Here is a 14,080-nt window from a genome sequence, read left to right as displayed (position 1 = left end):
TTTATTGATTGGAGGAGTTGGCACGGGCAAGGTCAAGCAGGATCTTGCGGGTCAAGGGAGTCATCTGCAAGTACTCGGCAGGGAGAGGCCCATCCCAGTCGGGCAGGATCACGTCGCCGGCAGGCTGCGCAGCGTGCAGGCTGCCGCCTTCCATCAAGCGGATCAGCGGTGCCCGAAGTTGCGGGAAGCGTTTGAGCAGGGGGAGTGCGATCCGGCGTGCCCAAGTGCTGTTCTTGGTGCGGCGCAGCCAGCCCCGTACCCCGCGTGTCGTATCCGCACCGGGTGCGCCGAGCACCAGGGTGGCGACCCTGCGGCGCAGCCCGCTCCTGATACGGCCCTCGCGCGCCGCGGAGACCGCACGCCGCACCAATCCGCCGACCAGGCGTCCCGGTGCGGTGACGCGCCAGGAGCTGCTCCCGAGCATTGCGCTGATCTGGCCTTCGAGTTGCTGGACACGCTCCTCGGCTTGCTGCAAATGCTCGCGCGATTGCGCCAGCAGTCGCTCGGTATCTTGCAGGCGCTGCTGCGGCAGCGATGCCAGGCGCCGGTCGGACCGCGCTACGCGCTGTTCAAGCTCGTCGAAACGCCGGCTGTCGAGGCGATTGTTGTGCATCCTGCGCTCTTCGGCAGCGCTGACCCGGCGTTCATGGCGCTGGTCGAGTTGCTCGATGCGCTGCTCGATCTGCTCGCCATGCTGGTTCAGGCGCTGGTCGAGTTGTTCGATACGCTGCGCCAGACCCAGTTCAAGCGTCTGCACCTGCTGCGACGATGTGGTGCGCAATTCGTCGATGCGCATGTCGATACCCTGCATGCGGTCTACCAGGCTGGGCAGCGCATGCTTCCACAATTCATTGTTGGCCTCTTCGAAAGCGGCAAGGCGTTGATCAGCCTGTTCACTCAGGCTCTGCAGGGATGCTGCCAGCGCAGCAACCAGATTCTCCTGTTCCTGCGCATGCGCCCGCAGTGCGGCCAGTTCCGCCTGGACGCTGCCGGTCTCGCCGGCTGGCCCGGAAAGTCCCGCCACGCTAGCCTGGAGCGCAGCCAGGGCCTCGCGGTCTGCAGCGCGCAAGCTGGCTTGATGATGATCAAAGCGCGCCGCCATTTCATCGAGCGTGACGCCGTACCCGGCCGCAAAAGGCGCATCGAACAGCGCCGTCAGGGCCTGGTCGCCGGCTTTCTGCGCCACGATGCCGTAATCCGCGCTGACCTTTTCGAACACATCCCGTAGTCCGAGTTCCTGCTGGTCTTGTTCCAACTCTGCGCCGTGCAGGCGCACCACCGCATGGCGTGGAAACGCCGCGTATTCGACCATGAAGTCGAGCAGCAGCGGTGGAATCGGCTTGACGTGCGAGGGGTCGAGATAGAAGCTGCTGGTGCCGACGACCAGGTTTTCCGGATTCGGCGTTTCCATAATCAGCAGGCCGCCCGGCAACAGCACGCGGCGCGCTTCCGCAATGAGGCACTGCACCTCGTCGAACGGCAGGTGCTCGACCAGGTGGAAGGCCGACACCAGCGCCACGCTGGCGTTGGCGTGACTGCGCAGGCTGCTCAGGGCGTCAGCCGTTTCCACGTTCAGGCCGCGTTCGCGACAGGCCGCCAGCATGCCTTCGTCGAGATCGACGCCGCTGGCCGCGAAGCCGTTCTCGGTCATCAGTTCGAGCCATTCGCCGCGTCCGCAGCCGAGGTCGAGCGCCGCAGCTCCCGGGTACAGTGCCGCCAGCGGTGCGACGAAGGGGGTATAGGCTTCCAGTCGACCCTTGATCAGCTCGCGCGAGCCGCGGTAGCGCTCTTCGAAGGCGCGATAGAAATTGTCGCTCATCGAAGGACCTCGACGCTTGGTTCGATCCAGTTAGATCCAACAAACAGCTTGCGATTCATGTTCATGACGATAAAGAGGAAGGCAAGGTCACGCCACTCGTAGTTGTCGGCCAGGTGCGTATCGGTGCTGGTCAGGGCGGTAGTGATCGAATAGCTGCCGGGACCGAGGTTGAGCGGGAAGGCGAAGCGGAACACGACCTCTTCGCCGGCGCGCAAGTCGGTCAGGACCTGTTCCATGTGGTAGGTGTTGGTGCCGTACATGTCCTGGCCCAGGCGGTCCTTGATCAGGTAGCCGAGCACGAGTTTCGGCAGCGCCGCGTTGACTCGCGCACGCACGTGCAGCGTCACCGGGGCGCCGACGTTGACCATCTCGACCTGTTCGCCGACCTCGTTCTCGAGCCAGATATCGGTGACCGTGGCTTCGCCGGTGCCCGAGCTGGTCTGCGTGCGGCCATCGGCCGTTGCGCTCTGAACGACGGTTTCATTGCCGCGCTCGGCCAGCATCGCGTTGTAATAGTCCATGACTTCCTCGGGCCGTCCCTGCTTGGCCAGGCGGCCGCCGTCGAGCAGGATGGCGCGGTCGCAGATCGACTGGATCGCAGCGCGGTCATGGCTGACGATCAGCAGCGTGGTGCCAAGCTTGCGGTACTCGCGGATGCGCTCGAAGCTCTTGTGCTGGAAGTAGGCGTCGCCCACCGACAGGGCTTCGTCGACGATCAGGATGTCCGGCCGCCTGGCCGTGGCGACGCTGAAGGCCAGGCGCATCTGCATGCCTGAGGAATACACGCGCACCGGCTGGTCGATGTAGTCGCCGATGTCGGCGAACGCCTCGATCTCGGGCATCAGCGCAGTGATGTCGTCGATGCCCAGGCCGATCAGCTGCCCGGCCATGTAGGCATTCTGGCGTCCGGTGAAATCGGGGTGGAAACCCATGCCCAGTTCCAGCAGGGCCGCGACCCGGCCGGTCATCTGCACGCTGCCGCTGGTGGGCTGGGTGGTGCCTGTGATCAGCTTGAGCAAGGTGCTCTTGCCGGCGCCGTTGGTACCGATGATGCCGACCGCCTCGCCGGGCGCCAGTTGGAAACTGATGTCCTCGATGACCCATTTCAGGCGATGGCGCATCCCCAGGAAAGGCAGCGTCCATTCGGCGAAACGCGACCAGCGCGAACCGTATTGCTTGTAGGCCTTGCCCAGCTTGTTGACGCGGATCGTACCCATTACAGCTCATCCACCATTTCGCCCGCACGCTTGCGGAACAGCTTGATACCCAGGATGCAGAAGATCACGCCGAGCAGGCCGAAGGGCAGCAGGGCCTGCCAGTCGGGCATCCGGCCATATACGATGATTTGCTGGTAAGCCGTGATCGGCGCCAGCATCGGATTGAATTCCAGCCAGTCGCGCACTTGCGCGGGAAGGGCGCTGACCGGATAGACCACGGGCGTGAACCAGAACCAGAACTGGAGCAGGATCGTAAAGAACTGGCCGACATCGCGGAAGAAGACGTTCAGCACGCCGAGGATCATGCCCAGGCCGATCGAAAACAGGATCTGCAGCAGCAGGACAGGGACGATGGCGAGGAACACCCATCCAGGAAAATTATCGGACAGCACGAGGAATGCCGTGAACAGGCCGAAGACGATGCCGAAATTGACGAGCGCGTTGAGCACGACAATCACCGGCAGGCACAGGCGCGGGAACTGGAGTTTCTTGATGAGGTTGGCATGTTCGATGAACACCGACTGGCTCCGGCTGGTGATCTCGGCGAACAGGCTCCAGGTAAGGGTGCCTGCGCACAGGTAGACGCCATAGGCAAAAGGGCCAGTCAAGCCGTTCATCCTGCTGCCCATGACCTGCGAGAACACCACCGTATAGACGATGATCATCGACAAGGGGTTGAGGATGGTCCAGGTCGCACCCAGCAGCGAGTTGCGGTACTTGACCTGGAATTCGCGCCTGACACTGCCGCCGATGAATCCGCGATAGCGCCACACGCCGCTCAGCATTGGAAGGGAAATCATTCGCCAGCTCCGCGCGGCGATGGGAAACGCATGGCGGAAGATTCACGCCATGCGCAATGGGATGAGGAGGACATCAAAGCTTGCATATGCGGCCGCTGGCTGCCGGAGCGGTGGCTGCCGGCAGGCCTGATGCGTGCACTCGCCCCGGTCCGTCTGGACAGAAAAACAAGATTATATCATGGCAGCTCTGCCGTACGTTCCGGCGCGCCACCCTGGACAACGGCTGGTGCGCAATGCGGACACGACACACCGTATACGTATTCCGGCGCCAGTTGCTGGCGCGGGGTCACCACCGCGCGGCAGGCGAAGCACTGCACGGTTTCGGTCGGCTCCAGTTTCGGGTTCAAAGCGGTACGGTAGTCGAACACGAAGCAGTCGCCGGTGTAGTGGGCGCCGCCGACTTCCTCGAAATACTTGAGGATGCCGCCTTCAAGCTGGTAGACATTGTCATAGCCGATGTTCTGCATGTGAATGGCCGCCTTTTCGCAGCGAATGCCGCCGGTGCAGAAAGTGACCACGGTCTTGCCGGCGAAGTCATCCTTGTGGGCTGCGATCACTTCCGGAAATTCGGTGAACTTCTTGATGCGGTAGTCGACGGTATTGTCGAAGGTGCCGACATCGACTTCGAAGTCGTTGCGGGTATCGACCATCACCACCGGCTTGCCCTTGTCGTCGTGGCCCTGGTCGAGCCAGCGCTTGAGTGTGGCCGCTTCCACCGACGGCGCGCGGCCGAGCTCGGGCCTGATCAGCGGCATGCGCATGGTGATGATCTCTTTCTTGATCTTGACCAGCATGCGCTTGTGTGACTGTTCGTTCGAAAGGCTTTCCTTCCACTCGAGATCGGCCAGGCGAGCATCGCTGCGCACCCAGTCGAGATAGCGGTCGATCTGTTCGCGCAGACCGGAAACAAACATGTTGATGCCTTCGGGCGTCAATAATACCGTGCCCTTGAGGCCTAGTTCGTTGCACAGGGACTGGTATAGGCCGCGTAATTCGTCCAAGTTATCGAGAGTGACGAATTTGTAGGCGGCGATGTTGACGTAGTTGGTTGCGGGAGACATGGCATGAGAGGACAAAAGACAGGCCGTCATTATAGAGCAGGTCGATCGAAGCTCTCCGACGATGGAAAGGGTTGATGAGGCTGCTGTGGCGTCAATGTCGGAATTTCTTACACTGATGTCAAGGAAGGGTTTCGAATTTTAAACAAGCAATTGTTTTGAAAAGAAATTTTTTTCTGGCATGAAACGTGCTTATGGGAAATTACCATTTACTTTAGATCTACTCGCACATGAAACGTTTCGCTCCTGTTATCGCCTCGCTCGCATTTGCCTTCAGCGCCAGCGCCAACGCCAGCATCGTCGTCGCCGCCGACAACTTCGACGGCGCCAGCACCGGTTTCACCGGCAACTGGGCCACCGACATCACCAAGGCCAAGGACAAGCCGGCCGTCACCACCGCCGGCGGCAACAAGTCGCTGACCTTCGGCAGCAACAACGACCGCGCTGCGTACTGGAACCTGGCCGAGACCCAGACCGGCGGCATCATCGTCGACTTCAGCTTCTCGTACACCGGCACCCTGGGCAACAACGACTTCCTCGGCCTGTGGCTGGGCGACAAGGATGGCCCGAGCTTCGGCCTGAAAGCGAACTGCGACACCGGCGTCTGCACCGACGACCTGTACGTACGTACGACCGGCACCGGCGGTCCTTACCTGCTGGGCAGCGACCTGGTTGCCGGCCAGACCTACCACCTGCTGGGCTACCTGACCAAGACGAACGGTTCCGCGTTCTACAACAGTTTCGCCGCCTGGATGAACCCGACCGCGGACGAAATGCACTCGCTGACCGGCGCCGACCGCGTTGCCACCGGCACCAGCAAGATCTCGTCGGTTTCGCAGATCGGCATCCGCACCGTCAACCTCGACAACGGCGTGAAAGTCAGCATCGACAACCTGCGCGTGAGCGAAGTGCCGGAACCGGCATCGCTGTCGCTGTTCGGCCTGGCGCTGGCCGGCCTGGGCCTGGCTGGCCGCCGCAAGCGCGGCTGATCGGCGCGCGCTTCATCGGGAACCCGGCCGCGGCCGGGCTTTTTTAAGCCCGTCTGCGTCGCATATTGTTGTGAAATCGCAACTTAACCTTGCGGGGCAGCGGCCCGGACGGCGCTGCCAAAACCGGCCCCGGCCCCACCGCCGCGCCGCCTGCCGAGGTAAAATGACGGGATGACTTCCCCGACTTTCACCCATCTCCGCGTCCACTCCGAATACTCGATCGCCGACGGCCTGGTGCGCATCGACGACCTGGTGGGCGCAGCCGCCAAGGACCAGCAGCCGGCGCTGGCCGTCACCGACCTGGCCAACATGTTCTGCATGGTGCGCTTCTACAAGGCGGCGCGCGGCAAGGGGATCAAGCCGATCGTCGGGGTCGACGCCTGGATCACCAACGACGACAACCGCGACAAGCCGCACCGTTTGCTGATCCTGGCGAAGAACCGCAGCGGCTACCTGCAGCTGTGCGATTTGTTGTCGAAAGCCTGGCTCACCAACCAGTACAAGGGCCGCGCCGAGCTGCGCGTCGAGTGGCTGGAAGCGCTGGCGACCTCCGTCTCCACGCTGGAGCCGGAAGTCAATCAAGCGAACGCCCTGATCGTGCTCTCGGGCGCCGGTTTCGGCGACGTCGGCCAGGCCATCGACAACGGCGACATCGCCCGCGCCGAAAAGGCCGCCGAGCGCTGGGCGCGCATCTTCCCCGGCCATTTCTACATCGAGATCCAGCGCGCCGGCCAGCCGAACCAGGAACAGCAGGTGCGCCATTCGGTGGCGCTGGCCGGCCGCCTGGGCCTGCCGGTGGTGGCGACCCACCCGGTGCAGTTCATCAGCAAGGACGAATTCATCGCCCACGAGGCGCGCACCTGTATCGCCGAAGGCGAGATGCTGGCGAATGCCAAGCGCGTGCGCCGCTTCAACGAGGAGATGTGTTTCAAATCCCAGGCCGAGATGGCGGAGCTGTTCAAGGATTTGCCGGGCGCCCTGGCCAATTCGGTCGAAATCGCCAAGCGCTGCAACGTCACGCTCACGCTGGGCAAGCCGCAGCTGCCGGACTTCCCGACGCCGGCAGGCATGACCATCGACGACTTCCTGGTCGCCGAAACCAAGAAGGGGTTGGAGGAGCGCCTGATCCAGCTGTTCCCCGATCCGGCCAAGCGCGAAGCCGAGCGCCCGCGCTACGAGGCGCGCCTCGAGTTCGAGAACCAGACCATCATCAAGATGAAGTTCCCGGGCTACTTCCTGATCGTTGCGGAGTTCATCCAGTGGGGCAAGAACAACGGCGTACCGATCGGCCCGGGCCGCGGCTCCGGTGCCGGCTCGCTGGTGGCCTACGCGCTGAAGATCACGGATCTGGACCCGTTGAAGTACAACCTGCTGTTCGAGCGTTTCCTGAATCCTGAACGCGTTTCGATGCCCGACTTCGACATCGACTTTTGCCAGGAAAAGCGCGAACTGGTGATCCAGCACGTGAAGGACCTGTACGGCCGCGACGCCGTGTCGCAGATCGCCACCTTCGGCACCATGGCCGCAAAAGGCGCGATCCGCGACGTCGGCCGCGTGCTCGACTTCGGCTACAACTTCTGCGACGGCATCTCGAAGCTGATCCCGTTCAAGCCGGGCAAACCGGTCTCGATCGCCGAGGCCATCGAGGAAGAACCGCTGCTCAAGGAACGCCTGGAAAACGAGGAAGAGGTCAAGCAGCTGCTGGACCTGGCCCAGCAGGTCGAAGGCATCACGCGCGGCATCGGCATGCACGCCGGCGGCGTGCTGATCGCGCCCGGCAAACTGACCGACTTCTGCCCGCTGTACACCCAGGGCGGCGATGCCGGTGTGGTCTCGCAATACGACAAGGACGACGTCGAGGCCGTCGGCCTGGTCAAGTTCGACTTCCTGGGCCTGACCACGCTGACGATTCTCGACCGCGCCGTGAACTACATCCGCGCGCTCGATCCGCAGGACGCCGAGTTCAATCTCGAAACCCTGCCGCTGACCGACCGGCCTTCGTACAAGCTGTTGAGCGATGCGAAAACCGTCGCCATCTTCCAGCTGGAGTCGCGCGGCATGCAGGGCATGCTGAAGGATGCGCGTCCCGACCGCTTCGAGGACATCATTGCGCTGGTGGCGCTGTACCGCCCGGGCCCGATGGACCTGATTCCCGACTTCTGCAAGCGCAAGCACGGCGAGAAGTTCGATTACCCCGATCCGCGTACCGAGTCGATCTTGTCCGAGACCTACGGCATCATGGTCTACCAGGAGCAGGTCATGCAGATGGCGCAGATCGTCGGCGGCTACTCGCTGGGCGGCGCCGACATGCTGCGCCGCGCGATGGGTAAAAAGAAGGCCGAAGAGATGGCCGAGCACCGCGAGATTTTCCGCGCCGGCGCCGCGAAAGACGGCCTGTCGACCGAAAAGGCCGACGAGATCTTCGACTTGATGGAAAAGTTCGCGGGCTACGGTTTCAATAAATCGCACGCCGCCGCCTACGCGCTGCTGTCCTACCACACGGCCTATTTGAAGGTGCACCACACGGCCGCCTTCATGGCAGCCAACATGTCGCTGGCGATGGAAGACACCGACAAGATCAAGATCCTGGTCGAGGATGCGATCGATGTCTGCAAACTCACGATTTTGCCGCCGGACGTGAACGAATCGCAGTTCCGTTTCACGCCGGAAGGCGCGCCGCGCTCCGTCACTGGCAAGCAGGTGTCGAACATCCGCTACGGCCTGGGCGGCGTGAAGGGCGCGGGCCAGGGCGCGATCGAGGCGATCATCGCCGCGCGCCAGGAGGGCGGCAAGTTCAAGGACCTGTTCGACTTCTGCAAGCGCGTCGACCGCAAGCAGATCAACCGCCGCACCATCGAGTCGCTGATCCGCGCCGGCGCCATGGACGCATTCGGCGTCGACCGCGCGATCCTGCTGGCTTCCGTCGCGTTCGCGATGGAAGCGGCCGGCCAGGCCGCGGCGGCCGCGAACCAGGTGAGCCTGTTCGGCGGCGACGATTCCGACCTGGTGGCCCCGCCCGACTATGTGAAGGCGACCCCGTGGACCGACCGCCAGAAGCTGGCCGAAGAAAAGATCGCGCTCGGCTACTACCTGTCGGGCCACATGTTCGACTCGTATGCGGGGGAAGTGCGGCGCTTCGCCAAGACCAAGCTGAAGGACCTGGAACCGTCGCGCGAGCCGCGCATGCTATGCGGCGTGATCACCGGCGTGCGTACCCAGATGACCCAGCGCGGCAAGATCCTGATCGTGGCGCTGGACGACAAGACCGGCGTGGTCGAGGTGACGGTGTACAACGAGGTGTTCGAGCAGAACCGCAACGCCTTCAAGGAAGACGAATTCCTGCTCGTGGTCGGCAAGGTGTCGGAAGACCGCTTCAACGGCGGCCTGCGCATCACGGCCGAGAAGGTGTTCGACATCGCCGCGGCGCGCATCCACTACGGCCACAAGCTGGAGATGGACATCGAGTGCGGCATCAGCTCGGCGAAGATGGCCGAGGTGCTGTCGCCTTACCGCCACCCGGACGGCCTGCCGGTCAGCCTGCGCGTGAAACCGCAGGGCGTGGAATGCATCCTGCAACTGGGCGACGAATGGCGCGTGGCGCCATCGGATGCGCTCAAGCATGCGCTCGAACTCAATCTCGGCGCGAAGGATGTGGCGGTCGAGTACTAAAGGCGCGACGGCTTTGCTGGCAGCCTGTTGGATTTGCTGGCGTTGGCCGCTACAGTGACAATCGTAGGGTGGGCGCCCCGTGCCCACGCGTAAACGATGGACATTGTTGGCGCTGTGTGTTCATCAAAGCGGCCAACACCATGCATGCTTCACGCGTGGGCACGGGGCGCCCACCCTACGGTCGCGTCAGGGACGACCGCTACCGGTCAAGCCACCGCCTTGCGCTGCAAGACCTTGATCTTCCGCGCCAGGACCTTGCCGATCACGAAGCCCAGGTTCCCCGCCAGCAGCTTGCGCACCTGCGACGCCGCGCGGCGGTCGGCGCGGCGGTCGTGGCTGTCCAGTACCTCGCCTTCCATCGCCGCCAGCACCGCCTCGAGCGGGTGGAACAGGTTTTGCGCCAGCAGCGCGCGCACGTCCTCGCGCGCGGCCTTGCCCTCGCTCCAGCCCATCTCGTAGGTGCGCTTCAGGATCACGTTGTAGAAGTGGATGGTGGCGGCGTCGACGTGCAGGCGCAGCGCGTCGCTCACCGGCAGCGTGCCGAAGTGATGGTGGATGTGCAGCACCGCCTTGGCAAAATCGATGCACCACTTGTGCGACAGGCCGCGCTTCATGCTGCCCGGATGCTGGCGGTAGTCGAAGCAGGGGCGGGCCAGGCGATACAGGCTGGCGCAGTCGGCGATCAGCTGCGGCGTGGTGGTGATGTCCTCGAAGGTGCGGCCCGGCGGATACAGCGGCGCCGGCTGGCGCAGGTAGATCTCGCGGCGCATCACGTTGGCCCAGGCATAGCACTGGCGGTCCATGAAGAAGGTGCGCAGGATCGCTTCGCGGTCGCTGATCAGGGTGTCGGCCGGGTAGCCGCGCGCGATGGGGCGCGTGCGGCGCATGTTGTGCGGGTGCCAGTCGTTGAAGTCGAGCGCGATCACGTCGGGACGATGCTGTTTGAAAATGCCGTCGAGCGCCGCGAGGGTGCCGGGCAGGACCAGGTCGTCGGCGTCGAGGAAGAGGATGTACTCGCCGGTGGCGGCCTCGAGCAGGCGGTTGCGCGTGGTGGCCAGGCCGGCGTTCTCCTGGCGGATCAGGCGGATCGCCAATCCCGGCCAGGCCTGCTGCATCTGCGTGACGACCGCGCCCGTGCCGTCGCGCGAGCCGTCGTCGATGACGACCAGGTCATGGCCGGGGCCCATCTGCTCGAGCACCGAGCGCAGGGTCGCCTCCAGGTGCTGCTCGGCGTTGTAGGCGGGAACGAGGATGGAAAGCCGTGGTGCCGTGTTCATCGGTGGTTCTCTTTCTTGGCGCTGCATGCAGCGCCGCGTTGTTCGGGTGTGCCGGCGGCGGTGCGTGTTGGCAGTCGAGCCGGGTTCAGCGATAATGATTTGAAAATTCTTTTCCTACGGCATGGCCTGCAACCGACAGCCTGCTGATCCGGGAAGAATATCCTACCTCTGAGCTGATGGACAATACGTTGATGAATACGATGGCCCCGTCGCGGCTATGGACTGGCGCCCTTGTCTTCATGGTGCCGGCGCTGTGCCTGACCACCGGACCCGGGATTGGCCTGGCCAGCTTCCTGCTTCTCCTGAGCGCCCTGTGCATGCCGCGCGCCAGCCGCGCCGCGCTGGCGCGCCACTGGCCCGCGATACGCTGGGTGGTGCTGGCCTTCCTGTTCAATTTCGTCCTGGTGCTGCTGCAGTTCCTGCTGCGGCCGGAACAGCCGGGTAGTTCGCTGGAAAAGCATGCACGCATGTTCTTCGCGGCCAGCGCCCTGGCCGTGGTGCTGGTGGCGCGTCCGCCGCGCCAGGCGCTGTGGTGGGGCGCGATCCTCGGCGCCATCGGCGCCTTTGCCCTGGTGGCCTGGCAGCACCTGGTGCTCGGCATCGAGCGGCCGGGCGGCATGATCAACGCCATCACCTTCGGCGACATCGTCCTGACCCTGGCCTTGCTGTCGCTGGTGGCGGCCATCGATTTCCGCCGCGCCGGCCGCACCGTCCTGTGGCCGCTGCTGGGCGGCCTGGCCGGGGTGCTGGCGCTGGTGATCACCGGCACGCGCGGCGCCTGGCTGGCGGCGGCGCTGGGCGCGCTGGTGTGCGTGCGCTACGGCCTGGTGCGCCATGGCCGGGTGCGGATCGTGTTCGGCGTCGCCGTGGCGCTGGTGGCCGTGCTCTACCTGGTCCCGGCCACCAGCATGCAGGCGCGCGTGGACGAGGGCATCCGCGACGTGCGCACCTGGTACGCCGGCGGCGACAAATTCACCAACCTCGGCATCCGCCTCGAGCTGTGGAAGGGCGCCGGCATGCTGATCGCCGAACGCCCCCTGCTGGGGCGCGACCACGACGTCGGACGTGCCGAACTGGCGCAGTACGTGCGCGCGGGGCGTCTCGATGCGGTGGTGCTGCCGGCCCAGCACCTGCATAATGACGCCTTGCAGGCGCTGGCCAACGGCGGCGTGTTCGGCCTGCTGGCCTTGTTCGGCATCCTGGCCGCGCCGTTCGCGTTCTTCGCGCGCCAGGCGCGCGCCGCGGTCGAACGCGGGCAGCCGCCGGGCACGCCCGCGCTAGCCGGCATGCTGGTGGCGCTCGGCTACTTCGCCTTCGGCCTGACCGAGATGATGTTCTGGTCCGGTAAAGCCTGCATCTTTTACGCGCTGATGATATTCATCCTCATGGGCCTGAGCCTGAACCAGAAAGAAGAATTTGGACACTAGCACCATCGTCAAACGCCTGCTGGCGATCGTCAAACCCTACCGCTCGCGCGCCTTCCTGGCGCTGCTGGCGATGGCCGGCACCGCCGCCACCCAGCCGCTGCTGGCCAAGGCGCTCGAGCTCCTGCTCGACAAGGGCTTCGGTCCGCACAAGGTGGAATTCAGCCTGTGGCTGGTGCCGGGCATCCTGATCTCGATCTTCGCGCTGCGCGGCGTGTTCACCTTTTCCACCGCCTACCTGAACAACTGGGTGCTGAGCCGCGTGCTGAACGACCTGCGCCGCATGGCCTTCTCGCGCGTGCTGCGCCTGCCGGTGGCGCGCTTCCACGAAGAGTCGACCGGCAAGATCATCAACACCGTGATCGGCGACGTGCGCCAGGTGGTCGACATGATCAACTCGGTGTTCGTGGCCTACGTGCGCGACGTGCTGGTGGTGCTGGGTTTGCTGGGCGCGCTGCTCTACCTGAACTGGCGCCTGACCCTGATCGCCATGGTGGTGGTGCCGCTCACCGCCGTCATCGTGCGCACCACCACCGGCCGCCTGCGCCGCCTGAACCGCGACAACCAGCGCGTGACCGCCGAGATGACGCAGGTGGTGGAAGAAGCCACGCGCGGCCACCAGGTGATCCGCGTGTTCGCCGGCGAAGCCTATGAGCGGCGCCGCTTCGAGCAGCGCAGCGAAGCCATGCGCGGCTTCTCGCAGCGCATGACGGTGGCCTTTGCCGCCACCACGCCGATCACGCAGGTCGCCACGGCGGTGGCGGTGTCGGTGGTGATCGTGATGGCGATCCAGTCCGACATGACGGTCGGCGAGTTCACCAACTTCACCACCATGATGCTGATGCTGCTCACGCCATTGAAATCGCTGGCGGAGGTGAACGGCCCGATGCAGCGCGGGATCGCCGCCGCCGAAACCGTGTTCTCGATCATCGACGCGCCGGTCGAGCACGACCCGGGCACGCGCACCATCGACCGTGCCCAGGGCCACCTGCAGTTCCAGGACGTGGGCTTTACCTATCCGGGCGCGCAAGCGCCGGCGTTGAACAACGTCACGCTCGACGTGGCGCCGGGCCAGACCGTGGCGCTGGTGGGCGTGTCGGGCGGCGGCAAGTCGACTTTTGTGAACCTGGTGACGCGCTTCTACGACCCGCAGGCGGGCCGCATCCTGCTCGACGGCGTGCCGTATGAGGAACTGACCATGGCCAGCCTGCGCAAGCAGCTGGCGATGGTGAGCCAGAACGTGGTGCTGTTCGACGACACGCTGGCGGCCAACATCGCCTATGGCGCCGAGCGCATCGACTACGAACGCCTGGCCGCGGCCGTGAAGGCGGCGCACCTGACCGACGTGGTGGCCAAGCTGCCCGAAGGCGTGGAGACGAAGATCGGCGAGAACGGCATGCGCCTGTCGGGCGGCCAGCGCCAGCGCGTGGCGATCGCGCGCGCGATCTACAAGGATGCGCCGGTGCTGATCCTCGACGAGGCGACGTCGGCGCTGGACAACGAGTCCGAACGCGCGGTGCAGGCCGCGCTCGATACGCTGATGGCGGGGCGCACCACGCTGGTGATCGCGCACCGTTTGTCGACCATCGAGGGCGCGGACCGGATCGTGGTGATGGAGGCGGGGCGGATCGTCGAGCAGGGCACGCACGACGAGCTGCTGGCGGCGAACGGGATGTATGCGAACCTGTATCGCCTGCAGTTCGCGGCGGCGTCGAACGCTTGATTGGCTCCGGCTTCGCGCCGGATGAATTATCTGCTACCGATCACCGCGTGGGCACGGAGCGCCCACCCTACATATGCTGCGGCCAGCGGCTACGATGACGTAGG

Annotated in this window: 9 protein-coding genes; 4 read left to right on the top strand and 5 right to left on the bottom strand. The window is 64.6% G+C overall.

Annotated features, from left to right (window positions below; all coding sequences use genetic code 11):
- Position 1: 1 nt before the first annotated feature.
- From QPK31_RS24345 to QPK31_RS24330, 4 genes are all read right to left on the bottom strand, one after another.
- Positions 2 to 1,819, bottom strand: a complete 1,818-nt coding sequence (locus QPK31_RS24345) for a bifunctional 2-polyprenyl-6-hydroxyphenol methylase/3-demethylubiquinol 3-O-methyltransferase UbiG (RefSeq protein ID WP_290425479.1) — start codon at positions 1,817 to 1,819, stop codon at positions 2 to 4.
- Positions 1,816 to 3,036, bottom strand: a complete 1,221-nt coding sequence (locus QPK31_RS24340; RefSeq protein WP_290425478.1) for an ABC transporter ATP-binding protein — start codon at positions 3,034 to 3,036, stop codon at positions 1,816 to 1,818. The genes QPK31_RS24345 and QPK31_RS24340 overlap by 4 nt, the downstream gene beginning before the upstream one ends.
- Positions 3,036 to 3,836 carry an ABC transporter permease gene (locus QPK31_RS24335; RefSeq protein ID WP_290425477.1) on the bottom strand — a complete coding sequence of 267 codons (801 nt, stop codon included), beginning with the start codon at positions 3,834 to 3,836 and terminating at the stop codon, positions 3,036 to 3,038. Before QPK31_RS24335 ends, QPK31_RS24340 begins: the two co-directional genes overlap by 1 nt.
- 176 nt (positions 3,837 to 4,012) lie before the next feature.
- Positions 4,013 to 4,897 carry a sulfurtransferase gene (locus QPK31_RS24330; protein ID WP_290425476.1) on the bottom strand — a complete coding sequence of 295 codons (885 nt, stop codon included), beginning with the start codon at positions 4,895 to 4,897 and terminating at the stop codon, positions 4,013 to 4,015.
- 227 nt (positions 4,898 to 5,124) lie between these two features.
- On the opposite strand from QPK31_RS24330, the gene QPK31_RS24325 reads away from it, so the two are divergent.
- Complete coding sequence (locus tag QPK31_RS24325) at positions 5,125 to 5,883, top strand: PEP-CTERM sorting domain-containing protein (RefSeq protein WP_290425475.1); 759 nt, start codon at positions 5,125 to 5,127, stop codon at positions 5,881 to 5,883.
- A gap of 171 nt (positions 5,884 to 6,054) precedes the next feature.
- Positions 6,055 to 9,552 carry a DNA polymerase III subunit alpha gene (dnaE, locus tag QPK31_RS24320; RefSeq protein ID WP_290425474.1) on the top strand — a complete coding sequence of 1,166 codons (3,498 nt, stop codon included), beginning with the start codon at positions 6,055 to 6,057 and terminating at the stop codon, positions 9,550 to 9,552.
- 206 nt (positions 9,553 to 9,758) lie between these two features.
- Here the strand turns inward: dnaE and QPK31_RS24315 are convergent, their stop codons facing one another.
- Positions 9,759 to 10,829, bottom strand: coding sequence for a glycosyltransferase family A protein (locus QPK31_RS24315; protein ID WP_290425473.1), 1,071 nt, complete (start codon positions 10,827 to 10,829; stop codon positions 9,759 to 9,761).
- A gap of 617 nt (positions 10,830 to 11,446) precedes the next feature.
- On the opposite strand from QPK31_RS24315, the gene QPK31_RS24310 reads away from it, so the two are divergent.
- Both QPK31_RS24310 and msbA read left to right on the top strand, forming a co-directional pair.
- Entirely contained in the window at positions 11,447 to 12,256 is an 810-nt protein-coding gene (locus QPK31_RS24310) for an O-antigen ligase family protein (protein ID WP_374045837.1), read from the top strand.
- Positions 12,246 to 13,976: a lipid A export permease/ATP-binding protein MsbA gene (msbA, locus tag QPK31_RS24305; RefSeq protein ID WP_290425471.1), complete on the top strand. Its 1,731-nt coding sequence runs from the start codon at positions 12,246 to 12,248 to the stop codon at positions 13,974 to 13,976. Before QPK31_RS24310 ends, msbA begins: the two co-directional genes overlap by 11 nt.
- Positions 13,977 to 14,080 lie beyond the last annotated feature (104 nt).

The sequence above is a fragment of the Massilia sp. YIM B02769 genome (assembly GCF_030411995.1).
Lineage (GTDB): Bacteria > Pseudomonadota > Gammaproteobacteria > Burkholderiales > Burkholderiaceae_D > Telluria.
This window is presented reverse-complemented; position numbering and strand designations above follow the sequence as displayed.

Bases quoted from the DNA above. Each gene is read 5' to 3' on its own strand.
- QPK31_RS24345 (WP_290425479.1), bottom strand. From the start codon at position 1,819: ATGAGCGACAATTTCTATCGCGCCTTCGAAGAGCGCTACCGCGGCTCG.
- QPK31_RS24340 (WP_290425478.1), bottom strand. From the start codon at position 3,036: ATGGGTACGATCCGCGTCAACAAGCTGGGCAAGGCCTACAAGCAATAC.
- QPK31_RS24335 (WP_290425477.1), bottom strand. From the start codon at position 3,836: ATGATTTCCCTTCCAATGCTGAGCGGCGTGTGGCGCTATCGCGGATTC.
- QPK31_RS24330 (WP_290425476.1), bottom strand. From the start codon at position 4,897: ATGTCTCCCGCAACCAACTACGTCAACATCGCCGCCTACAAATTCGTC.
- QPK31_RS24325 (WP_290425475.1), top strand. From the start codon at position 5,125: ATGAAACGTTTCGCTCCTGTTATCGCCTCGCTCGCATTTGCCTTCAGC.
- dnaE (WP_290425474.1), top strand. From the start codon at position 6,055: ATGACTTCCCCGACTTTCACCCATCTCCGCGTCCACTCCGAATACTCG.
- QPK31_RS24315 (WP_290425473.1), bottom strand. From the start codon at position 10,829: ATGAACACGGCACCACGGCTTTCCATCCTCGTTCCCGCCTACAACGCC.
- QPK31_RS24310 (WP_374045837.1), top strand. From the start codon at position 11,447: ATGATCAACGCCATCACCTTCGGCGACATCGTCCTGACCCTGGCCTTG.